This window comes from Spirosoma harenae (assembly GCF_054776975.1).
Genome location: NZ_BAAHBD010000012.1, coordinates 1 through 21898 on the forward strand (window position 1 = coordinate 1; position 21898 = coordinate 21898).

A 21898-nucleotide genomic window follows, 5' to 3' on the forward strand; every position below is an offset into this window, starting at 1 on the left:
GCAGTATTCATTAGAAAACCTCCTGTTTTGTAGTTTGGCGACCACAAAGTTCAGGAGGTTTTCGCTTTTTTAGTCAGACCAAAAATTCGGGATGACTCATGTTTCAGAACTTGTTAATCAGATATGGAAACAAACCTGAATCAACCCGATTTTTTAACCCCCGATACCGACTTTAGAGCCGCTATCGTTCCGGGTAAATTCGTCCGACTCGAATATTTAACGGACCTCAATGAATTCATTAAAGCTGACGTACTAATCAAGCAGCTTTCGTACGAAAATGGCGTTGAATACCTCGAACTAGCCACTGGCGAAATCATCCCGCTTGATCGAGTCGTAAGCGTATCAGGTAAATTATCGCCCCGCTACCCAGGCTACGGCAATTACTCGTGTGATTGTTAGTTGATCACCTCAAACCCGCAATACGGTACCAGCACACTTGGAATTCGAATACTTTCTGGCGTTTGGTTATTTTCCAGAATCGACGCCAGAATACGTGGTAAGGCCAATGCTGAGCCGTTTAATGTATGCATAAGTTGCATTTTCCCCTCTAGCTTCGAGCGTAGCTTCAAACGGTTTGCCTGATAGGTATCAAAATTTGATACTGAGCTAACTTCTAGCCAACGCTGTTGTGCCGCCGACCAAACCTCCATATCGTAGGTTAATGCCGACGTAAAGCCCATATCACCCCCACAAAGCCGTAGAACCCGGTAAGGCAATTCTAGTTTTTGCAATAAGCCTTGTACGTGCTGGCTCATTTCTTCCAACGCAGCGTACGAATTTTCAGGCTTTTCAATTCGTACAATTTCAACCTTATCGAATTGGTGGAGCCGGTTCAATCCGCGAACGTGCGCTCCCCATGAGCCAGCCTCCCGGCGAAAACATGGCGTATAGCCGACGTTTTTAACAGGCAGCTGCGCTTCAGGGAGAATCACATCCCGATAAAGATTGGTAATGGGAACTTCGGCAGTCGGGATCAGATACAATTTATCTTCCGTAACGTAGTACATCTGGCCTTCTTTATCAGGCAATTGCCCCGTACCAAAGCCAGAATCTTCATTAACAACAATGGGCGGCTGTACCTCCAGATAACCCGCTTTTAGGGCCTCATCCAGAAAGAAATTAATCATCGCCCGTTGAATGCGCGCGCCTTTCCCTTTATACACTGGAAATCCAGCGCCCGAAATTTTAACGCCTAATTCAAAGTCAATGATGTCGTATTTTTTGATAAGCTCCCAGTGCGGCTGCGCTGCTTCATGAAGCGTGGGTTTCTCACCATGCTCCAGCACGACTTCGTTATCGTCAGCACCACGTCCTTCTGGAACACTGCTATGCGGAATGTTCGGAATTGTTACCAGAACAGCCTGCACATCCGTTTCTATTTGGCGAAGAGCCTCAGCAAGATCTTTTGAGCGAACTTTTAGTTCAGCAGTTTCAGCTTTAGCCGACTCGGCAGCTTCTTTATCACCCGCCTTCATCAACGCACCAATCTGACCCGCTTTCGCATTGGATTGCGCCAACACATCGTCTAATTCTCGTTGGGTATCACGTCGTTGCTGATCGAGCGAAATAACCTGCTCAATAACTGCTTCTGCATTAGCAAAATGACGCTTTCGAAGACCCGTCAAAACAGTCTCTTTGTTCTCGCGGATGAAAGGTAGTTGGAGCATTAGTTTGTATTAATAGGGCGTTTGAGTATGTCAGCAATTGGGGATATAAGACCTAAAAGGTTTTAAAAACCTTTTAGGTCTCTGAGGTATTAAACTGAAAATAGGCCTTCGTTCAGTGCGTTCAGCGCATCGGCTTTGTATTTGCCGTGAACGAGTAACGACAGATTGCTTTCAGTGCCACCGTAGGAGATCATCCGAATTGGGATATTCTTCAGAGCGTTGAAAACTCGAACCGCTACACCTTGATTATCAGCGCTGAAATTACCGACAATACAAATAATTGTCTGATCGTAGTCCGGTTCTTCTAAGGTACAGAACGTATTAAGTTCATCCGTAATCTCCTGAATACGCTCCGTATTGTCGATGGTGACCGATACCGAAACCTCCGAAGTGGTAATCATATCGACAGGCGTTTTGTACTTCTCGAAAATCTCGAAAATCCGGCGCAAAAAGCCATACGCGTTCAGCATGCGGGTCGAATGGATGTACAACGCCGTAATACCATCTTTCGCAGCAATGGCTTTAAAGACTTCCGCACTCGTCCGATCAGCGATCAACGTACCGGGCGCACTGGGATCCATCGTATTTTTCAAGCGTACAGGTACGCCAAACATCCGGGCTGGTGTAATGGTCGACGGATGGAGGATTTTTGCCCCGAAATAAGCTAGCTCAGCGGCTTCATCAAATGTCAATTCACGAACCGGGAACGTGTTTTTCACAATCCGCGGATCGTTGTTGTGCATGCCGTCGATGTCCGTCCAGATTTGGATTTCTTCAGCATGAATTGCTCCACCGATCAACGAAGCGGTGTAATCTGATCCACCTCGTTTGAGGTTATCGACTTCACCCCGTGGATTTCGGCAGATAAAGCCCTGCGTGACAATAATGTGTTTAGCTGCGTGTGCAGGCAGCATTTCAGCCAGTTTTTGCTCCGTAAACTGAATTTCTGGTTCGTTATCTGCATCAATCCGCATGAATTCCAGAGCTGGCAATAACGTCGACGCAACACCTTCTTCAACCAGATAGGCCTGAAAAATCTGCGTACTTAGCAATTCACCCTCCGCAACCAGTTCTTTTTCCTGCTTAAGCGTAAATGGCTTAATAGTAGTCAGCGATCGGATAAATGCGAACTCATTATCGACAATTATCTGTCCGGCCGCTTTACCGTATTCTGTTTTATATAATTCGCCAATAAAGCTATCATAATGCGCTTTCAGCGTGTCAATCTTAGCGTTCGCGTCAGCATCATTATTGGCTTTCAGTGATTCACCAATAGCTAATAAGGCATTCGTCGAGCCAGACAAGGCCGACAAGACAACAATTTTAGTGGTGCTATCTTCAGTAATGAGATTGCGGATCGACTGCATACGCTCGGGCTTCCCGACCGACGTGCCGCCAAATTTCCAGACGTGCATGATTAATTGTGAATGAGCGAATGAGCGAATGAGCGAATAAAAAGCAGGAGCCATCTATTCTATCATTCACTCATTCAAAATTGAAAATTATAGACCTGCTCCTGTAATCCAATCATTTTGATCGCCGTAATGGCGGCTTCATCGCCTTTGTTGCCGTGTTTTCCTCCTGCGCGATCAAGGGCTTGCTGCTGATCGTTTGGGGTCAATACGCCAAAAATGACGGGCTTTCCGGTTTTCAGACTAACATTCGTCAGGCCTTGCGATACAGCGTGATTGATGTAATCGTTGTGCTTTGTTTCGCCCTGAATAACGCATCCGAGTGCAATAACAGCATCAATATCATCACGCTGGGCAAACCACTGTGCCCCCAAACTTAATTCATAACTTCCCGGTACATTTCCGCGAATAACATTTTCGGCCTGTACGCCATGTTGAAGCAAGGTTTGATAAGCACCTTCGAAAAGGGCTTCAGTGACTTCGGTATTCCACTCCGAAACCAGGATCGCGAATCGGCGCTGGCTTACATTGGGTAATTCGTCTGTTGAAAAAACACTGAGATTTTTTGAAGCACTGGCCATGGAACCGGGATTTAGCTGATTTAGGGATTTTCTGGATTTTGTTTGGTTATCTGAGTCGGGATTTAGCTGATTTAGGGATTTTCTTTGTTTTCGCTTCGACTTTTTTTACAAAATCCTGTAAATCCATTAATCTGTATAATCCCGCCGGGCCGCCGGAGCGGTCAATAAAAAAGGACAAAACCGGGTTCGGCTTTGTCCTTTGCTGTATTGAATTGGTCAATGACGCTTACGACTCACCGATAGTAGCCTCCAGTAAGGATTTATACTTTTTAGCATTACCGGATTCAGCGGATTGACCGTATTTTTCGATAACCTCATTGTAGGCCTCTATAGCTTTGTCATTTTGTTTAGCCTGTTCATAGGCAATGGCCAATTTCATAAGATAGCCAGGCGTAAACTCTTTATTCGGCTTATAATCAACCGCTTTCTTGTAATAATCAATAGCTTCGTCGAAGCTTTTCTTCTCCATATAGGCGTCGCCGATAAGCTTGTAAGCAGCTCCCTGAAACAACAAATCTGACGAACTGAACGCTTTTAGGTGTTCAATCGCTTCGTCATACTTGCCTTGTTTCATTAAGGCTTCCCCAGAACCCAGTTCGGCTAGATTCCCAGTCGGTGTTGACCCATAGTTACTGGCCACACTTAACAAACCGGCTGTTTTACCATCGCCATTCAAGGCTTTTTTGGTAGAATCCGCTTCGAGTTGAAAAAGGGCAGGAAACATCTCGACCTGCGCAGCATCGTCCTGAGTGCTGATATAGTATCGATAGCCAAAGAAACCAGCAACCAACAGCACAATACCTCCCAACACACCTAAAACGATGTTCCGGTTCTGTTCAAAAAAATCTTCGGCCCGTTCAAACTGACCAGCTAATGCGTCTGGATCTTCCAAAAACTCCAGTCCGCTATTCTTCTTGCTCATGCTTTTGCAATTTGGATTGCAAAATTAGGAATATTTACCATACGGAAAAGGGTAATCGTCAAAAGTTTACGAATCACAGCCATCCTATGCGTCGATATCACGGACAGTCATAACCTCCGACGAGCGAACCTCTCGAATCTGATGCGGCAGCAAAGTCTCTACCGCTACAGCTTCGCCGGTTAAGGTCACAAACTCAACTTCATACGCTTTGCCACCATTATACACTGTTAAAATCGTGCCAACATCGCCCGCTTTCAACCGTCCGTCGGCTACTTCTTCCTGTAGCACGACTAAATCATACTCATTCATACTTACACTTACTGGTTCAGGAAAAGAAACAATTGACATAGCATCTTGTTTTGTTTAAATTAAATAACTTTGCTCCGCTAATCTTCTAGGGGTGCCCTAAAACAACGGGCTGAGATTATACCCAATGAACCTGCGCAGGTAATGCTGTGAAGGGAAATTTGTTCATAGAGTGTCTATGAATATTTTCAAAAATCATACCAACCAAAGGTAGGTTTGGCCCCTTGCCTATCGTCACGCTTTTTCGTCATGAAAAAACCGACGACCTACTTTTTTATTCTTATAGCCCTAGTGTGGCTATCAATTCTGCCTGCCTGGGCACAATTATCTATTTCCGGAACAGTCAGCGATGCTGATGGTGGATCATTGCCCGGCTCAGCCGTTGTAATCGACGGGACCTACAAAGGCACGTTTACGGATGCTTCCGGAGCCTTTCATCTTACAAATATCAAACCGGGTCCGCTTGTATTACGCATCTCATTACTGGGTTATGAATCTCAAAACCAATCCGTTGACCTTACACAGAATGCCACGATTGAGGTTAAACTGACTAAAACAGCGATTGCTGTCGATGAAGTAGTTGTGAGCGCTATACGAGCAAATCAAAAATCAGCGATTGCCTACAGTGATGTTACTCGACGGGATTTGGACAAGCTTAATATGGGACAGGATGTTCCGCAGCTATTAAATTTTACGCCTTCCATTGTCACCACCTCCGATGCGGGTGCGGGTGTCGGCTACACCGGAATTCGGATTCGTGGTTCCGATGCCACCCGCGTAAATGTGACGCTGAACGGCATTCCTTATAACGATGCTGAATCGCAGGGGACATTTTTTGTCAATATGCCCGATTTTGCCTCATCGGTCAGTAGCGTTCAAATTCAGCGGGGTGTTGGCACATCTACCAATGGTGCTGGCGCCTTTGGGGCATCAATCAACATTCAGACGAATAAGCTGGAGACGAAACCATACGCTGAAGCGAACGTATCGGGCGGGTCGTTTGGAACGTACAAAGTAAATGTATTGGCAGGAACGGGATTGCTCAACAATCACTTCGTATTAGATGCTCGTCTGTCAAAAATACATTCTGACGGTTTCATTGACCGGGCTTTTTCTAACCTGAAATCCTTCTTTGTTTCAGGGGGTTATTATGCGAAGAAAAGCTTTATCCGACTGAATATATTTTCGGGTCAGGAACAGACGTATCAGGCCTGGAATGGCGTACCAGAAAACCTTCTGGCAACCAACCGCACGTACAATTCATTCACATACGATAACCAAACAGACAATTACCAACAGGATAATTATCAATTAATTAGTTCGCATGAATTAAGTAAAAACTGGCGGGCGAACCTGTCCTTTTTCTACACAAAGGGCAGAGGTTATTACGAGGAGTATAAACCAGATGATGCGTTTAGTAAGTATGGCTTACCTAACGTAACTATTGGTGATTCAACCATCACAAGAACCGATATCATTCGACGAAAATGGTTGGATAATGACTTTTTCGGTACCGTTTTTTCCTTCGATTACAACAGTTTTGGTAAGTTGACAGCTAACATTGGTGGCGGCTGGAATCAATACCAGGGCGCGCATTACGGCGAAATCATCTGGGCGCGTGTGGCTGGGAATACCAATATTCGTGACCGGTATTACAACGACGATGCGATAAAAACTGATTTTAATGTGTACGCAAAAGCATTCTATCAGTTCAGTAATCCACTAAATGGCTTTGTTGACTTGCAGATTCGAACAATTGGCTATTCATTTCTGGGTTTTAACAGTCAATTGCAGAATGTGCAACAAAACGCGAACCTGACATTTTTTAACCCAAAAGCAGGTCTGACGTATACACTTAACGACCGGTCTACAATTTACGCGTCGGTAGGTGTTGGACATCGGGAACCAAATCGTGATGATTACACCCAATCGACCCCGGAGAGCCGTCCTAAAGCAGAACAATTGATTGATTACGAAGCAGGTTATAAGCTTCAAACGGAGCGGATTGCGTTTACTGCGAACCTGTATTACATGGATTACAAAAATCAATTGGTACTATCAGGCCAATTGAACGATGTGGGTGCTTATAATCGGGTGAATATTCCGACCAGCTATCGAGCCGGGATAGAGTTGGAATTAGGCGCCAGGTTGGCCAAACAACTCCGCTGGAATGTTAATACGACGCTTAGTCGCAATAAGGTCAACAAGTTCACGGAATACCTGGATAATTTTGATAATGGTCAGCAGGAGAGTCGTCAATACAGCCAGAGGGATATTTCGTTTTCGCCCAACGTTATTGCCGGATCGCAATTGTTGTTTACACCAGCTAAAGGACTTGAATTAGGTCTTTTGTCGAAATACGTTGGGAAGCAATATCTAGATAATACCTCGAATGAGAGCCGGAAAATTAACTCTTACTTCACAAATGATCTTCGGTTGATTTATACGATAAAACCCAAATTTGCGCAGGAAATAGCCTTTACGTTTCTCCTGAACAACGTGTTGAATGAGCTATACGAATCGAATGGCTATACGTATGCCTATATCTCGGAAGGAAAAGTAGTGGCCGATAATGCGTATTATCCGCAGGCTGGCCGGAATTTCCTGGCGGGCATACGGCTCCGGTTTTAACGCACCAATATTCGTCGGTGTACGGCTGGCTGGTCGGTGGGATGTATCGTAAGTTGGTACAATCCCGCTGGCCAGTCGGCAACCGACAAACCATACTGATTTGTTCCTGTTTGGTATTTGACCGACTGAGCATGCGTACATCGGCCTAATAAATCCGTTACTTCCAATTGAGCCGTCCCTGAGCCGACCGCAGTATATCGAATGGTAATCTGATCCTGAGCGGGTAACGGAAACACGGTCAGGCTGCCTTCTGCTTCGGGCGTTGTTGCCGTAACCAGAGGTTGACTAAACAGATAGGGTTTACTAATAATCGTCTTCTCAAATTGGGAAGAGCTCCAGAATAAACGTGCTGTGGCATATCCCTGCCCTTCCAGAAATTCCATCCGAATATCGTACGATTGACCAGCCGTTAAGGTAGCTTTTCCCAACCATTCGAGCGAAGGCTGGTATTCCCAATGATCAATCAGCAACTTATTATCCACCCAAAGTCGAACGCCATCATCCGTTTCTGTATAAAACGTGTACGTATCAGTCAGTGGAACTTGTATTTTACCCGTCCAGCGTGCTGTAAAGTTATCGTTACTGATTAGCGGACTTGGTGATCCTTCAGCCCAGTCAAAATTTATGGTTTCATCTGTCCGCTTGAACGTGGGCGTTCCCGTAACCTGGTCTGTTTCCGTGAAATATTCCCCTAAAAGACCATTGCCATTAGGTGGTGCCAGAGCTTCGTAATTCATCGTCAGTTTAGGCGTTCCTGCTTGTACCTCATACGTGACCAGATTTGCATTCTGGCCATTTCCCCAGCCCAGAAATTTATAGAAACCGTTTGATGCGGCTAAATAGGGCCTGGTTTCGAGGCTGCGCAACATGCCTATAACCGATTGAAATGATAGGTCAGGCTGCTTAGGTTCGCCGTCCAGATAGATTCGAATACCCGTCAAACTACTACCAATCGTAACCGTAGCGACTTCGGGTTTTACATCCACAAAGGTTTCGTTTGTAAGCCCCGATACATCGGTAACAAGCAAATGCACTCGATACCAAACTTCCGTAGACGTTTCGCCTACTCGCGGAATTTTAAACGTACCTGTCGTAATGCCTGAAACCGGATCAAGGGCGGGGTGAATATGGTCTTCATGGTGGAAATTAACCCACCAGGTCAGCTTAGCGCCCGATAGTGCTTGTTGATTGGCATTCAACGCATCACCAGCAAACGTAACCACATCTCCCGCCTTATAGGTTTTGTTAGTAGTTGGCTGCTGAATACGGGCTACAGGTCGCTGCGCCTGTACAGTTCGCAACGACATCGTCTCAGAGGTAGCAGCTCCCAGTGCATTAGAAACCGTAACGTAATAGGTAGCACCGTTATCAGTCAGTGAAGGGCTTGCGATGGTATATTGACTCTGGTTTGCCCCCGCAATTAATTGTCCATTCCGATACCAACTATAGGTTAGCGGCTTCTGCCCTACTGCATTTACCGAAAACGTAACCGATTCACCAACCGGCACAAAAGCGTTTGCCGATTGCGTACTGATGTAAGGCAAGCCTGAATCAAAAAACGATACTTTATACAGCGAACCATTCCAGCTCGATGTATTATCATCCTGACTACCACCACCCTGCCCAGCCCGTGCTAAGTAATACAAATAGCCATCCGGACTAGTAGCAATGGCAACCGGCCGATCAATGCCGGATACGAACGTACCCGAAACCTGACCATTTGCAGGATCAATTGTGTAAATATTCCCCCCGCAGTAATCGGCAAAAAAGGCTTTCCCCTTGTATTCTGTTGGAAATCGGTTGGTTGGTGGATTATAGATAGCCACTCCGGCTACGGCACAACCAGCATCATGATTGTAGGCATGGATCGGATCGGTATAATTTTCAGGCGCTTCCTGATTTGTACGTTTTCCTTCAACAAGCGGCCATCCATAATTGCGCCCAGCCCGTACGTCGTTTACTTCCTCAAAACTCGCATCGCCTACATCACCCACTAAAATTCGTCCCGATCCCGGATCAATATCCATCGAGAATGGATTTCGCAGACCAAGCGCGTAGATCGCCTGATAGTTCCCAGCTAATTTTCCTACAAACGGGTTATCTGAAGGAATACTGCCATCATCGTTTAACCGAATAATTTTCCCTAGTAAACTATTCAGATTCTGCGCTGCAGAGGCATTTGTCCCGTCTCCAACAGCCGCATATAATTTTCGATCAGGACCGAACCGAAGGGCACCGGCGTTATGAAGTGTACCTGTAATAGCGTCAAAGTTAATAAGAACAGTTTCGCTCGTCGGATCGCCTACGCCATTGTTCATCCGAAAACGACTCAGTCGATTATGATTCTGATCTTTTACAGTATAGTAAACGTAGAAATAAGGCGTCTGTGGGAAATCAGGGTGAAAACATAGCCCAGACAGGCCACGCTCGTTCGTCACATCAATATTGGGCACTGTGAAAAAAGGATCAGGAGCCAATACATCGTTAACTACTTCCCGGATTCTTCCGGATTTTTCTACGACAAATAGCCGACCATTCGGTGAAAATGTTAACGTAGTTGGATTCAGATTGCGCGCGACCTGTTTCTGCACAAACCCAGTCGGCAGTTGAGCGTAGGCAGCATGTAGAAATCCAAAGAAAAGAAACGTGTAGAGTAATCGCATTGAACCAAATCAAAAATAACTATCTAAGTTAACGCTTCTATCCTATCTGTTGATGGAACAAATTTATTAGTTGGTAAATTTAATTTCTCGGCAGTCGGATAAGACATTAGCCAATTGCCCGTTCCAAATCCAGAATTAGATCATCAACATCTTCGATACCTACGCTTAAGCGAATCAGGGTGTCTTTCAGTCCGTTTCGTTGACGCTCTTCTTTGGGGATACTGGCATGTGTCATACTGGCTGGATGCGTACAAAGCGACTCCACTCCTCCCAACGATTCGCCCAACGAAAACACTTCGAAACTTTCCATCACCCGAACCGCTTCGGGCATTGAGTCGCCTTTAAGTTCAAATGATAGCATACCGCCAAAATCCCGCATCTGCTTTTTCGCCAATTCATGACCAACGTGCGCCGATAAACCGGGATAATAGACCTGACTCACCTTTGGATGTTGCTGCAAATAGGTGGCTACTTTCATGGCGTTTTCACAATGCCGCTGCATCCGAACATGCAGCGTTTTAATACCTCGTAATACCAGAAAACAGTCTTGTGGCCCTGGCACGGCCCCACAGGCATTTTGAATAAACGCTAGTTTTTGCGCCGTTTCGTCGTCATTGAGCACGATAGCGCCCATCACCGTATCAGAATGACCACCCAAATATTTCGTAACTGAGTGCATGACGATATCGGCACCCAGATCGAGCGGGTTTTGCAAATAGGGCGACGCAAACGTATTATCGACTACTAATTGTATACCCTTTTGCTTGGTAATCGCAGCAATAGCAACAATATCGACCAATCGTAGCAACGGATTTGTTGGCGTTTCAATCCAAACCATTTTGGTTGCGGACGAAATAGCCGACTCTACATTCGATGGATTCGATAAATCAACGAATTTGAATTTCAGTCCAAATTCCTGAAACACACGCACCATGATTCGGTACGTACCGCCATATAAATCATTACTGGCAATGATTTCGTCGCCAGGTTTGAACAGTTTTAAAATAGCATCGGTCGCACCAAGGCCAGATGAATAACAAATACCATGTTTACCATTTTCGAGCGCAGCCAGGTTATTTTGCAGCACCGTTCGGGTCGGATTCTGCGTACGAGCGTATTCGTACCCTTTATGCTTACCCGGCGATTCCTGAACGTACGTTGAGGTCTGGTAAATAGGCGTCATGATAGCGCCCGTTGTAGGGTCCGGCTCTATACCGGCATGGATGGCTTTGGTTCCGAATTTCATAGTCAAAAATAGCTAAGAATGCTGTCTGATAGCCATCTGAAAACAGAAGTGCTTTCTGACAGTTTGATAGAAAGTGAAAAATCCCGTTTCTAAATCCTTTACTGGCCCTGCTGTTGCCGGTATCATTCTTTCAGTAACCCCAATTGTCTTTACATCCGTACTGACTTATTATTCTGTTGTCTATGAACCAGTTATCGCCCAGTTCAGTGCATGGCAGTGGGCGGTCATTACCATAACCTGTGCAATTACCTCGGCGGGGTTAACTCCTCCAACTATGCTAGCGCTGATTTTCGGCTATTTTCTGGGCTGGCAGGCTGTGCTACCTATGTTTGTGATTAATTTCGGAGGAATTCTCTTCATCAACCTACTTGTTCACTGGCTCAACCACGATCAGGTACTGGCATTTATTCGCCGAAATCCAAAATCGCAATCCGTTTTAGATCGCATTCTGAATAATGAACTGGAAGTTATTTTTTTTGCAAAGCTCTCTCCTATTCTCCCGTTTGGGCTGACCAATTTGCTTTTCGCATTATCGGGAGCAAAGCTTAAAAATATATTGCTGGGTGGTTTCCTGGGTATGACCCCCCGGACGATTCTCGCGATCTGGTCCGGTCATGAAGCCCATGCGATAAAAACGCTGCTCGATAACCCGAATCAAGGTTCATGGACTCAAATTATTGTTATTGGCTTAGTTATCGTCTCCATTGCCGGACTTTGGCATGCGATTCAAAAATCACTGAAGAAAGATTAATCAGAATCTGTTTTCTCAATTAAATGGGCCGCTGTCATGTCGATCAGGCGATTATGTCCGGTTTGTAAAATGGTTAATTCGAAATGCGGGAGTCGTTTGGTTAATGGTAAAATGTAGCTGCCGGGAACAATTCGGTCAAAAGCACCGGTGAAAAAACGAGTCCATACCAAATGAGTTGTCAACTGCTTACTAATGAGCGATAAATCCGGTTGAATAAGTCGAAATAGAGTCCAGCTTTGGTAGACGCGCTCGCGCTGCTCTGGTGTACCCAGCGATAATTCAGCAAAGCGCACTATGGTCCGATTCAGTAACCCAATCCATGCAAGTCCCTGTCCCAGTTTATTTAACATCGACAAATGACGCAGCATATATCGAAACAGTAACCGTCCTGGCCTGGAACCTGTCGCAATCCGATACCAGATATTTCGTGTAATGCCATCGGGAGCAATCAGTATCAATTGATCAACTCGATCGGCAAAACCTTCGACTGTTGAAAGCGCGAAGCGTCCGCCAAGACTAAATCCCATCAGCGAAAATCGATTAACGTTTTTTTCTCGTAAAAAAGCGGCTATAAATCGCTGCCAATCGGCTTTAGTCAACAATTGATTAGACTGATAACTGCTGTCGCCATGAAAAAAGAGGTCGAGTGCGAAAATGGTAAATTGGTCGCCAAGTGACGATTCCAGGGATTCAAAAACTCGATTCGTTTGTCCAAATCCGTGAAAAGCCAGTAATACGTTCGGCCCCGCTCCGATTTTTTGATAAGCAATCAGATTGCCTTCTACCTCGAATTTTTGGACATTGGCGGCACACATGCTGGCAAAATTGCAAAAACATAACTCTCTATGCTAACCTTTTCAAACCTAACCGAACTTGCCGCCCATACCGGGCAATCGCTTGGCGCAACGGCCTATATGACAATTACCCAGGAAATGGTCAATCAGTTTGCCCAGGCGACTGGCGATCATCAATGGATTCATACTGATCCCGAACGAGCGACCCGCGAATCGCCTTACAAAGTGCCGATTGCCCATGGCTTTCTGACGCTTTCGCTGGCTTCTAAGCTAATCGGTGAACTCTATCGGGTGGAGTCAGTCAAAATGGGAATCAACTATGGAGCGAATAAAATTCGGTTTACTAGCGGTGTACCAGTTGGTAGCCGACTACGGTTAAGTGCTCAATTACAGCGTGTTGAGCCACAAACTAATGGCGTACGAGTTACATTGGATTGTCTTTTTGAAATTGAAGGGGAAACGAAACCGGCTTGTGTTGCAGAGCTAATTACCTTATTGTTTGAATAGATAGTATGCACGCATACATTCGAACATTTTCTTACCTTTACCCGATTGGCAACAGATTCATAGGCACAACTAAAATCACCTAATTCGAATGGCATCGGCAGCGCTGGAGTTACAGGGATTGAATTTTAATTTATCAGAAGAACATCTTGCAGTTCAGGAAGCAGCCCGCGATTTCGCTCAAAATGAGTTATTACCGGGCATCGTCGAGCGCGATAATGAAGCTCGTTTCCCAGCTGAGCAAGTCAAACGAATGGGCGAACTTGGCTTTTTGGGGATGATGGTTTCGCCCGAGTATGGCGGGGGTGGTATGGATGCTGTTTCGTATGTATTGGCAATGGAAGAAATCTCCAAAATCGATGCGTCGGCTTCCGTGATTATGTCCGTAAATAACTCGCTGGTTTGTTACGGACTCGAAGCGTATGGTACAGAAGAGCAAAAACAGAAATACCTAACCCGTTTGGCAACTGGCGAAATAATCGGCGCTTTTTGCCTATCCGAACCCGAAGCGGGATCTGATGCAACCTCCCAAAGCACGACCGCCGAAGATAAAGGCGACTATTATTTATTAAACGGTACTAAAAACTGGATTACCAATGGCAACTCATCGGGCGTTTGTTTGGTGGTTGCTCAAACTGACCGCGAAAAAGCGCACCGAGGTATCAATTGCCTGATTGTAGAGAAGAGTTTGCCAGGGTTTGTTGTTGGGAAGAAAGAAGATAAGATGGGTATTCGGGCATCTGACACGCATTCTTTGCTATTTACGGATGTAAAAGTACCTAAAGAAAATCGCATTGGCGCAGACGGATTTGGGTTCAAATTTGCTATGTCTACACTGAACGGTGGACGTATTGGCATTGCCGCACAGGCCTTGGGAATTGCAGCCGGAGCGTATGAATTAGCCCTGAAATATAGTCAGGAACGCAAAGCATTTGGCAAGCAAATATTTGATCATCAGGCAATTCAGTTCAAATTAGCCGAAATGGCAACCAAGATTGAAGCCGCTCGATTATTGGTATACAAGGCCGCTCGATTGAAGGATGAGCATAAAGATTACGTACAAGCGGCAGCCATGGCCAAATTATTTGCTTCCGAAGTAGCCATGTGGGCTACCACTGAAGCGGTTCAAATTCATGGTGGCTATGGCTACGTAAAAGAATTCCATGTGGAGCGATTAATGCGGGATGCGAAAATCACTCAGATCTACGAGGGTACGTCCGAAATCCAAAAATTAGTGATCGCTCGGGAGCTTATTCGATAAGGTATTTCTTACTAAAATAGAATTTTTCTAATTGCATAATGCGTGTTCGAGAAGAATACGCATTATTTTTTTTATTTTTTGGAAACTTTTATACTTGTATTAGTTTTGTACAAATTATTAGTTTTGTGCAACTTTAAGGGCACGAACGATCTGGGCACATTCACTTTCAGCTATGGAAGACTATAATAAGATAATCGAATCACTGGGTGTTAAGTTTATTAAGGCCCGTAACATTCGGATTCTACAACCTATAACGATTAAGAATTTTTACGATGTTGAAAATACGTTGCTGATGCTGTACAACGGCGACGTATCGATTGGCGAGGAGAAGATTAAGGTCGATGTGGGCGACATGCTGTTCATACCGGGCGGCAAACATGTTACCGTTACCTATGGTGACCCTACAAATCCTAGAACCGTCTCGAACGAAGAGTTCATGACGCATCGGGAATCATATTGGGAAGGAAACCACGATCCAAAACTGATTGGCCATTTACCCAACTCGTTCGGCTACGTTTCTTTCGAAGCGAAGGTGTTCGATTCGGTCAACTTCTTCAACTCGCTGGACGTACCTCCGTTTATCATCAAGCGGCAGGAACATTTAGCGACGACGATCGATCAGATTCTGGCTGAAGATATGACTGATCTGGCAGGTAAAGGCCGGATTATCAAGATCAAAACCGAAGAAATCGTTATCGAAGTTGTTCGGTATATTCTGAAGAATCACCTGTTTGTTGAGCAGCTTGTAACGAATAGCACGTATTTTAAAGATCCGCGTCTGATCGACATCTTCGCTTATATCAAAGAAAATCTGGGTGGAGATCTGTCGAACAAAGTATTGGCAAACGTTGCAAACGTTTCGGAAGATTACGTTGGTCAGTATTTCAAGATGCTGACAGGTATCAATCCGCAGGATTATATTGAGTATCAGCGAATGGAAGCGGCCGTTGGTCTATTGCGTACGAGCAAGAAAAGCATTCGGGCTATCGGGTCGGAAGTGGGCTACAAAGATACCGCTTATTTCTGCCGCCGTTTTAAGATGATGTTTGGTATCCCAGCCGGTAAAATGCGCCGTCGGGAATCACTGATGAATGTATAAGAGTCGATAGTCGATAGTCGATAGTCGATAGTCGATAGTCGATAGTCGATAGTCGATAGTCGATAGTCGATAGTCAGTGAGCCGCTAACGTCAGTTACTAGCGACTGTTGACTATCAGCTATCGACTTTTTTATTGCATACTTACTTCAATCGGTAACGTATAGAATACTGGAACGGGTTTTCCTCCAACCTGGCCAGGTGTCCAACGCGGCATTTTTTCGATAGACGCTATAATATTAGCCATATAAGCCTGCATACCTTTTCGCATCTTTTTGTCAAGCGGCTTTGTCTGGATTCGGATATCGTGGATATACCCAAGGTCGTCGATAATGAATTTGGCAGCTACGGGACCTGTGTTGTATTGGTTCCGTGCTAACGAACCAGGAATTTTCACTGTCGCGGCCAAATAACTGCTCAAAGCGGCTGCCCCACCCGGATACTCGGGTTGAACTTCAGCCACTGTATAAACCTTATCAAATTTAGCTTTTGACTGTGCTGTAGCTTTATCAGGGCATAAGCTAAAACAAACTGAAAGAATCAAATAGAATCCAGTAAAGGCAAAACGATTCATGGGCTAAGCGCGAACAACAGATTGATTAAATTCCTGAATAACGGTCGATAACTGGGGCAGCAAGTCAGGATCTTTTTCAATGCCATTGCCAACCACTAGCAAATCAGCGCCGGCCTTTAACGCTTCATAGGCTTTTTCACCCGAATTAATTCCCCCTCCTACAATTAGCGGAACGTCAATGACAGATCGCACAGCCGCAATCATTTCGGGCGATACGGGCCTGCGAGCACCACTTCCAGCATCCAGATACATTAATTGTAAACCAAGCATTTCACCTGCCATGGCAGTACAAGCCGCTACGCCGGGTTTATCGTGCGGCAACGGCATCGTACCACTAACGTATGAAACGGTTGTTTGCGTACCGCTATCCACCAACATATAGCCGGTGGGTAGAATCTCTAACCCGCTTTTTTTGAGAATAGGAGCCGCAATGACGTGCTGCCCGATCAGAAACTCAGCATTTCGGCCCGAAATAAGCGAAAGAAATAAAATCGCATCGGCCGATGGCTCAATATGAAGCGGATTCCCTGGGAATAGAATAATGGGAATATTTGTGTGTTGGCGGATAGCCTCGATTACTTCTTTGTGAACATAATCGGTGACCAAACTACCGCCAACTAAAAAAAAGTCGATTGGATACTCAGTGGTTCGGGCCAGTAAATTAGTGAGCGAGTGGGGCTCAATTTTATCAGGATCGAGCAACACAGCAATCGCTTTCCGGCCAACTAATTTATTGTTACGGAGTGTAGTCAACAGGTGTTTTGGGGGCCTGTTCGTGGTATTGTGTTGGGTCGGCAGTTGGATTGATGGCATTATTTGTACGGATGCGGGCTAAAAATCCAGTTAGCTGCTCGCGAGCGATATTCGTTAAAACAGAGGTTACAATACCACTGATTAATCCACTCACGGCTGCCGTTTTTTGCGTTTTAGGCTCCTGATACCTGACGTTACGTCGAATTGACGGCTCATTGTCCGATTCGTCATCATCATCGTCGTAGTCCTCATCGGGTTCGCCGTATTTTTCAGCGTACCGATATTCATCGGACTTCGGTAATACAGCATTTACAACCAAATATACGGCTAAAGCGGCACCTGCGACAAACATTGTCGTTTTACCTAACTCCGTTGCATCATCTTTTATGGTTTCAACGCCATTTGTAATGGATGATTTGAGCCGCTCCGTAGCGGCCATTAATTGCGCCCGACGGGCCGTTGTATCAGCAAATGGTACTTTTGGATCTTCCATTTTACTCTTTCCAGAATGTGTTTAAAAACAAATTTTAGCGAAACTAACTCGCTGGCTATCAAAAATTTGATTCAAGATACTCCCTATATGTTTGGATTGTTCATTGCCGAGCGCGTCTGAGCCATCAGCTCTTCAACAGCCTGCGACTTCTCTTCAACTTTTTTCTCCTGGCTCTTTTTAATGGCATTATAAGCAACACCTCTAATTTTATTCTTGAAAAAGTCTTTAGCAGCCAACCAGAAGAGTGTAAGCAGCATGAAAAAACCGGCCACAATTAAAAAGCCGAGGTATTGACTATTGGTTACTTCGTTCAGATAAGCGGCCAGCAGAATAAATAAAAACAGGATAGTCATCGTACTTAGCAGTGCCAGCACGATACCGTGAACGCCTATCACTACCCCTTCTTCGAGTTTGGCCCGACTTTCCAGCGTAAACAACTCGATGCGGGCTTCCAGATAACGGAATATATTTTCTCGGATTTCGTCCAGATGTTCCAGCATGGTTCTTTAAAATGATTTTGCCCTGCGGTATTTACAAATAATGGCTCAATTTGTTTAAAAAATGATTAAATAAAAAAGCCTCAATACGTAAGGTATTGAAGCTTTTTGAATGATTTTACGAAGATGAAATGCACAAAAGCTGGTGGTAGGCTTGTTGGTTATGCAGCAAGAAAGACCTTAGCATAACAAGCAAGTCAGGAACGATCAGCTTTTCGAACTCCTTTTGGCCGTTATCGTGACTGGCGCAATTTGGCTTCGATAGTTTGCTGTGTATGCGGAACAGCGCGAAGTCTTTCTTTGGGTATCAATTTGCCAGTGTCTTTGCAGATACCGTACGTCCCATTCTTGATTCGAACCATCGCTGCGTCAAGCTGCTGAATAAATTTCTGCAAGCGAGCGGCTAATTGGCTCAAGTTTTCCCGCTCGCTAGTGTCGGCGCCATCTTCAAGCAGTTTCGAGTTGCCCGAGGTGTTGTCTGTACCACTATCATTGCGTTTGCTCAAGCTCTCTTTAATGTAGTTTAATTCACTACGCGTTTCATTGAGCTTTTGGCCAATTAGTTCTTCAAACTCCTTGAGATCCTCTTCCGAGTATCGCTTTCTTTCTTCCTGAACCATAGTTAATTCAATGTTAAACCTATTTTAGATGGTGTGTCCTGTTTTCTGGTGCAAAATTAATAGTTTGTATCCGGTATTTCAATGATTTGTCAAATAGTTCTTGATTTTTCCGGATTTTCATCAAATTGTCTTTCGCACTATTTCCAAATGAATCTTCGGTTAATTCTTAATTTAGCAATAAACCCTTTGGACAAATTAGAAATATATAGAACAACACAAGGCCATGTTACTATTATATTAATCCTAGAAAAAATATACCTTTCACTATATAGACTATGATTTACTAATTTTGTTATCACTTCATTAGCATATTTGTTCTCAACAGAAGTAAAAGCATGGCCATGGCATATATTGAACCAGCCCCAATAAAAGATAAAGAGAATCCCCTTGAATCGATGATGTCGCGTTTTGATGCCGCTGCTAAACTGGTAGGTATCACCGATGAAATGTATGACATCCTGAAAGTTCCCGCCCGACAAGTGATTGTTGGTCTACCTGTTACGATGGACAATGGGGCCATCAAAGTGTTTGAAGGCTATCGGGTTATTCATTCCAATATTCTTGGTCCGGCAAAAGGCGGCATCCGGCTTGATCCTGCAGTGAATCTGGACGAAGTTCGCGCACTGGCGGCCTGGATGACCTGGAAATGTGCCGTTGTTGACATTCCTTACGGCGGAGCAAAAGGCGGTATTGCCTGCAATCCCCGAGAAATGTCGGCCGGTGAAATTGAGCGACTTATCCGCCAATATACCGTTGCGATGCTGGATGTAATTGGACCAGATCGTGATATTCCAGCTCCAGATATGGGCACTGGCCCACGTGAAATGGCCTGGATCGTCGATGAGTACTCCAAGTCGAAAGGCATGACCGTTAACGGCGTCGTAACAGGAAAACCGCTTGTACTGGGTGGGTCATTGGGACGAACCGAAGCTACAGGACGGGGAGTTACGGTAGCTGCGTTGGCTGCAATGGATAAGTTGCGCATGAACCCTTACCGCACCACAGCCGCTGTTCAGGGATTCGGTAATGTGGGTTCATTTGCCGCCGAATTGCTTCATGAGCGAGGTGTTACCGTAGTTGCTGTCAGTGATATTTCGGGAGGCTACTACAATCAGAGTGGTATCGATATTACAGCCGCTGTTAATTATCGAAACTCGAATAAAGGAACCTTAGAAGGTTTTACGGGCGCAGAAAAAATCTCGAACGAAGAACTTCTGTCGCTAGCTGTCGATGTGCTGGTTCCGGCGGCTAAAGAAGACGTCATTACGGATGATAATGCTGCGTCGATTCAGGCAAAAATGATTGTAGAAGGTGCTAACGGACCAACCTCAGCCAGTGCCGACGAGATCATTAACAGCAAAGGCATCCTGGTGGTACCAGATATTCTGGCGAACGCGGGCGGTGTAACTGTTTCCTATTTCGAATGGGTTCAAAACCGGATCGGCTATAAATGGACGCTCGACCGAGTGAATCGCCGGGCCGACCGCGCTATGAAAGATGCATTCGACCGGGTATTTGAAACCTCGCAAAAATATAAAGTCCCCATGCGATTGGCCGCTTACATTGTTGCCATCGACAAAGTAGCGAGCACGTATAAATTCCGGGGCGGATACTAGCGGATTTTGGCTGGAATGTATGATGTATAAAGTATGATATATATTTTTGTCAAACTTGCCACATCAAATTCAGTTCATACAATATACATCATACATTCGTCACATGCGCTTTCACCGCGAAGGGAATACCATCATGCTTACAACGGGGTTGGTTTTACTTGCCCTGAACCTCCTCGCTTATTTCTACCTGTTTTCCGATAATCCAACGGCCATTACCTTATTAGCTATTGTTAGTTTGGTATTATTTGTTCTGGTCGTTCAGTTTTTCCGCATTCCGAATCGGCAACTTACAACGGGCGATACACAGGTAATCGCTCCGGCTGATGGAAAGGTAGTTGTTATTGAAGAAACTACTGAGAGTGAATACTTTAACGATCGACGTCGTCAGGTTTCTATTTTTATGTCCCCCCTGAACGTACACGTAAATCGCAATCCTGTTTCGGGTATTGTTCGCTACTTTAAATACTTTCCGGGCAAATATTTAGTGGCCTGGCATCCGAAATCCAGTACAGAAAACGAACGGACAACGATTGTGATTGAAACGGCAACGGGCATCAAAGTGCTGTTTCGACAAATTGCGGGTGCCGTGGCCCGTCGAATTATCTGGTACGTTAAAGAAGGGCAGCCCGTTCAGCAGGGAGAAGAGTTTGGATTCATAAAATTCGGCTCACGTGTCGATGTCTTTCTACCCTTGGATGCCGAAATCAAAGTAGCCATCGGTGATGTCACAAAAGGGGGCGTTACGGTAATCGCAGAATTGAAAGGATAATTGCTTTTCTAAAATAATCTTTCTGAAAACGAAACGCCGTCGAAATCCAATTTCGACGGCGTTTTCATTGAAAAATAGTTATTTCTCTTCTAGAAAAATGAGATCCGGAGTACAAACGGGCTACCGTAGATCGTACGTGCTAAGGCATTGTCGTTATAATTCAGGTTATAAAGCGCCGTTAGATTAACCCCAAACCGACGTGAAATCGGCTGTGAATACGTTACCCCAACTAATGGTGCCGTTAGGACATCACTAAATTTCTGCCCCGTCTGATCATACTTAATATCAATGGTCGTACTTTCTACCTCGCCGTGCAGATACAGATTCGGTAAAATTGACGGAATGAATTCGTACATGATAAATCCGCGCCCTCCATATTGGTTATACGTTTGCACGGGCACGGTTGTACCTACATTCGTATATCCTTTATAACGCGTGTACGTGTAGTTTCCACCAATACCAACAATCATTCGCTCAGTAGCCTGATAGGCAACAACGGGCGAAATGCCTAAACTGAATGGATTTCCGAATCGGAAGCCGTTGATGCCGCCCCCAAATCGCAGACGTTGTCCAAACGGTAAAGGACGCCCTTCCGGGGTTTGAGTTCTCAAAGGATCTTTACCCTGATCCTTACGATCTTCTGGGTCTTCGGTAAGCTGTCCGAAGGCAATACTGCTACTCAATAAAGCCGTGATAAACAGTAATTTTCTAATATGGCTCATAGTGTTTTATACGAAAACTA

General features: G+C 45.0%; 22 protein-coding genes. 8 read left to right on the plus strand and 14 right to left on the minus strand.

From position 1 onward, the window contains the following. The first annotated feature begins 123 nt into the window (after positions 1-123). Positions 124-399, plus strand: coding sequence for a hypothetical protein (locus ACYVE4_RS17805; protein WP_461041540.1), 276 nt, complete (start codon positions 124-126; stop codon positions 397-399). Here the strand turns inward: ACYVE4_RS17805 and serS are convergent. The 5 genes from serS to ACYVE4_RS17830 all read right to left on the minus strand — a co-directional run bounded on the left by serS (position 396) and on the right by ACYVE4_RS17830 (position 4930). Beyond that, positions 396-1667 (minus strand): serine--tRNA ligase, encoded by a 1272-nt coding sequence (gene serS, locus ACYVE4_RS17810; protein WP_461041541.1) that lies wholly within the window; start codon positions 1665-1667, stop codon positions 396-398. The two genes, ACYVE4_RS17805 and serS, sit on opposite strands and share 4 nt — an antisense overlap. Before the next feature lie 89 nt (positions 1668-1756). Continuing rightward, a complete protein-coding gene (locus tag ACYVE4_RS17815; RefSeq protein WP_461041687.1) occupies positions 1757-3082 on the minus strand; it encodes an aspartate kinase in 1326 nt (441 codons plus the stop codon). 74 nt (positions 3083-3156) lie between these two features. Then, positions 3157-3660: a 6,7-dimethyl-8-ribityllumazine synthase gene (gene ribH, locus ACYVE4_RS17820; RefSeq protein WP_461041542.1), complete on the minus strand. Its 504-nt coding sequence runs from the start codon at positions 3658-3660 to the stop codon at positions 3157-3159. A 226-nt stretch (positions 3661-3886) separates the two neighbouring features. After that, on the minus strand, positions 3887-4582 hold the full coding sequence (locus tag ACYVE4_RS17825) for a tetratricopeptide repeat protein (RefSeq protein ID WP_461041543.1): 696 nt from the start codon (positions 4580-4582) through the stop codon (positions 3887-3889). 84 nt (positions 4583-4666) lie between these two features. Then, positions 4667-4930, minus strand: a complete 264-nt coding sequence (locus ACYVE4_RS17830) for a DUF4926 domain-containing protein (RefSeq protein WP_461041544.1) — start codon at positions 4928-4930, stop codon at positions 4667-4669. A gap of 207 nt (positions 4931-5137) precedes the next feature. Between ACYVE4_RS17830 and ACYVE4_RS17835 the strand changes: the two genes are divergently transcribed. Continuing rightward, complete coding sequence (locus tag ACYVE4_RS17835) at positions 5138-7519, plus strand: TonB-dependent receptor (RefSeq protein ID WP_461041545.1); 2382 nt, start codon at positions 5138-5140, stop codon at positions 7517-7519. On the opposite strand, the gene ACYVE4_RS17840 is transcribed toward ACYVE4_RS17835, so the two are convergent. Together ACYVE4_RS17840 and ACYVE4_RS17845 are read right to left on the minus strand one after the other, a co-directional pair. Further along, entirely contained in the window at positions 7516-10182 is a 2667-nt protein-coding gene (locus ACYVE4_RS17840; protein WP_461041546.1) for a PQQ-dependent sugar dehydrogenase, read from the minus strand. The two genes, ACYVE4_RS17835 and ACYVE4_RS17840, sit on opposite strands and share 4 nt — an antisense overlap. 106 nt (positions 10183-10288) lie before the next feature. Then, positions 10289-11428 (minus strand): cystathionine gamma-synthase, encoded by a 1140-nt coding sequence (locus ACYVE4_RS17845; protein WP_461041547.1) that lies wholly within the window; start codon positions 11426-11428, stop codon positions 10289-10291. A 73-nt stretch (positions 11429-11501) separates the two neighbouring features. On the opposite strand from ACYVE4_RS17845, the gene ACYVE4_RS17850 reads away from it, so the two are divergent. Continuing rightward, positions 11502-12179: a TVP38/TMEM64 family protein gene (locus ACYVE4_RS17850; RefSeq protein WP_461041548.1), complete on the plus strand. Its 678-nt coding sequence runs from the start codon at positions 11502-11504 to the stop codon at positions 12177-12179. Here the strand turns inward: ACYVE4_RS17850 and ACYVE4_RS17855 are convergent. Beyond that, complete coding sequence (locus ACYVE4_RS17855; protein ID WP_461041549.1) at positions 12176-12994, minus strand: alpha/beta fold hydrolase; 819 nt, start codon at positions 12992-12994, stop codon at positions 12176-12178. The two genes, ACYVE4_RS17850 and ACYVE4_RS17855, sit on opposite strands and share 4 nt — an antisense overlap. A 30-nt stretch (positions 12995-13024) precedes the next feature. Between ACYVE4_RS17855 and ACYVE4_RS17860 the strand changes: the two genes are divergently transcribed. From ACYVE4_RS17860 to ACYVE4_RS17870, 3 genes are all read left to right on the plus strand, one after another. Then, complete coding sequence (locus ACYVE4_RS17860) at positions 13025-13480, plus strand: MaoC family dehydratase (protein WP_461041550.1); 456 nt, start codon at positions 13025-13027, stop codon at positions 13478-13480. 88 nt (positions 13481-13568) lie between these two features. Further along, positions 13569-14738, plus strand: a complete 1170-nt coding sequence (locus tag ACYVE4_RS17865) for an acyl-CoA dehydrogenase (protein WP_461041551.1) — start codon at positions 13569-13571, stop codon at positions 14736-14738. Positions 14739-14910: 172 nt separating this feature from the next. Further along, complete coding sequence (locus ACYVE4_RS17870) at positions 14911-15837, plus strand: AraC family transcriptional regulator (RefSeq protein ID WP_461041552.1); 927 nt, start codon at positions 14911-14913, stop codon at positions 15835-15837. A gap of 130 nt (positions 15838-15967) precedes the next feature. Here ACYVE4_RS17870 and ACYVE4_RS17875 read toward each other — a convergent pair whose 3' ends face one another. The 5 genes from ACYVE4_RS17875 to ACYVE4_RS17895 form a co-directional block, all read right to left on the minus strand. Then, positions 15968-16408: an energy transducer TonB gene (locus tag ACYVE4_RS17875; protein ID WP_461041553.1), complete on the minus strand. Its 441-nt coding sequence runs from the start codon at positions 16406-16408 to the stop codon at positions 15968-15970. Positions 16409-16411: 3 nt separating this feature from the next. Next, entirely contained in the window at positions 16412-17161 is a 750-nt protein-coding gene (locus tag ACYVE4_RS17880; RefSeq protein WP_461041555.1) for a phosphoglycerol geranylgeranyltransferase, read from the minus strand. Beyond that, entirely contained in the window at positions 17145-17654 is a 510-nt protein-coding gene (locus ACYVE4_RS17885; protein ID WP_461041556.1) for a hypothetical protein, read from the minus strand. Before ACYVE4_RS17885 ends, ACYVE4_RS17880 begins: the two co-directional genes overlap by 17 nt. A gap of 83 nt (positions 17655-17737) precedes the next feature. After that, positions 17738-18154 carry a phage holin family protein gene (locus ACYVE4_RS17890; protein WP_461041557.1) on the minus strand — a complete coding sequence of 139 codons (417 nt, stop codon included), beginning with the start codon at positions 18152-18154 and terminating at the stop codon, positions 17738-17740. A gap of 230 nt (positions 18155-18384) precedes the next feature. Beyond that, entirely contained in the window at positions 18385-18771 is a 387-nt protein-coding gene (locus tag ACYVE4_RS17895) for a TraR/DksA family transcriptional regulator (RefSeq protein ID WP_461041558.1), read from the minus strand. A 341-nt stretch (positions 18772-19112) separates the two neighbouring features. Between ACYVE4_RS17895 and ACYVE4_RS17900 the strand changes: the two genes are divergently transcribed. Next, positions 19113-20387 (plus strand): Glu/Leu/Phe/Val family dehydrogenase, encoded by a 1275-nt coding sequence (locus ACYVE4_RS17900; protein ID WP_461041559.1) that lies wholly within the window; start codon positions 19113-19115, stop codon positions 20385-20387. 103 nt (positions 20388-20490) lie between these two features. Beyond that, complete coding sequence (locus ACYVE4_RS17905) at positions 20491-21156, plus strand: phosphatidylserine decarboxylase family protein (RefSeq protein ID WP_461041560.1); 666 nt, start codon at positions 20491-20493, stop codon at positions 21154-21156. Between the two features lie 89 nt (positions 21157-21245). On the opposite strand, the gene ACYVE4_RS17910 is transcribed toward ACYVE4_RS17905, so the two are convergent. Beyond that, positions 21246-21878, minus strand: coding sequence for a hypothetical protein (locus ACYVE4_RS17910; protein WP_461041561.1), 633 nt, complete (start codon positions 21876-21878; stop codon positions 21246-21248). Between the last annotated feature and the right edge of the window lie 20 nt (positions 21879-21898).

Bases quoted from the DNA above. Each gene is read 5' to 3' on its own strand.
- ACYVE4_RS17875 (WP_461041553.1), bottom strand. From the start codon at position 16,408: ATGAATCGTTTTGCCTTTACTGGATTCTATTTGATTCTTTCAGTTTGT.
- ACYVE4_RS17815 (WP_461041687.1), bottom strand. From the start codon at position 3,082: ATGCACGTCTGGAAATTTGGCGGCACGTCGGTCGGGAAGCCCGAGCGT.
- ACYVE4_RS17860 (WP_461041550.1), top strand. From the start codon at position 13,025: ATGCTAACCTTTTCAAACCTAACCGAACTTGCCGCCCATACCGGGCAA.
- ACYVE4_RS17835 (WP_461041545.1), top strand. From the start codon at position 5,138: ATGAAAAAACCGACGACCTACTTTTTTATTCTTATAGCCCTAGTGTGG.
- ACYVE4_RS17900 (WP_461041559.1), top strand. From the start codon at position 19,113: ATGGCATATATTGAACCAGCCCCAATAAAAGATAAAGAGAATCCCCTT.
- ACYVE4_RS17910 (WP_461041561.1), bottom strand. From the start codon at position 21,878: ATGAGCCATATTAGAAAATTACTGTTTATCACGGCTTTATTGAGTAGC.
- ACYVE4_RS17890 (WP_461041557.1), bottom strand. From the start codon at position 18,154: ATGCTGGAACATCTGGACGAAATCCGAGAAAATATATTCCGTTATCTG.
- serS (WP_461041541.1), bottom strand. From the start codon at position 1,667: ATGCTCCAACTACCTTTCATCCGCGAGAACAAAGAGACTGTTTTGACG.
- ACYVE4_RS17855 (WP_461041549.1), bottom strand. From the start codon at position 12,994: ATGTGTGCCGCCAATGTCCAAAAATTCGAGGTAGAAGGCAATCTGATT.
- ribH (WP_461041542.1), bottom strand. From the start codon at position 3,660: ATGGCCAGTGCTTCAAAAAATCTCAGTGTTTTTTCAACAGACGAATTA.
- ACYVE4_RS17840 (WP_461041546.1), bottom strand. From the start codon at position 10,182: ATGCGATTACTCTACACGTTTCTTTTCTTTGGATTTCTACATGCTGCC.
- ACYVE4_RS17825 (WP_461041543.1), bottom strand. From the start codon at position 4,582: ATGAGCAAGAAGAATAGCGGACTGGAGTTTTTGGAAGATCCAGACGCA.
- ACYVE4_RS17805 (WP_461041540.1), top strand. From the start codon at position 124: ATGGAAACAAACCTGAATCAACCCGATTTTTTAACCCCCGATACCGAC.
- ACYVE4_RS17845 (WP_461041547.1), bottom strand. From the start codon at position 11,428: ATGAAATTCGGAACCAAAGCCATCCATGCCGGTATAGAGCCGGACCCT.
- ACYVE4_RS17830 (WP_461041544.1), bottom strand. From the start codon at position 4,930: ATGTCAATTGTTTCTTTTCCTGAACCAGTAAGTGTAAGTATGAATGAG.
- ACYVE4_RS17905 (WP_461041560.1), top strand. From the start codon at position 20,491: ATGCGCTTTCACCGCGAAGGGAATACCATCATGCTTACAACGGGGTTG.
- ACYVE4_RS17865 (WP_461041551.1), top strand. From the start codon at position 13,569: ATGGCATCGGCAGCGCTGGAGTTACAGGGATTGAATTTTAATTTATCA.
- ACYVE4_RS17870 (WP_461041552.1), top strand. From the start codon at position 14,911: ATGGAAGACTATAATAAGATAATCGAATCACTGGGTGTTAAGTTTATT.
- ACYVE4_RS17885 (WP_461041556.1), bottom strand. From the start codon at position 17,654: ATGGAAGATCCAAAAGTACCATTTGCTGATACAACGGCCCGTCGGGCG.
- ACYVE4_RS17895 (WP_461041558.1), bottom strand. From the start codon at position 18,771: ATGGTTCAGGAAGAAAGAAAGCGATACTCGGAAGAGGATCTCAAGGAG.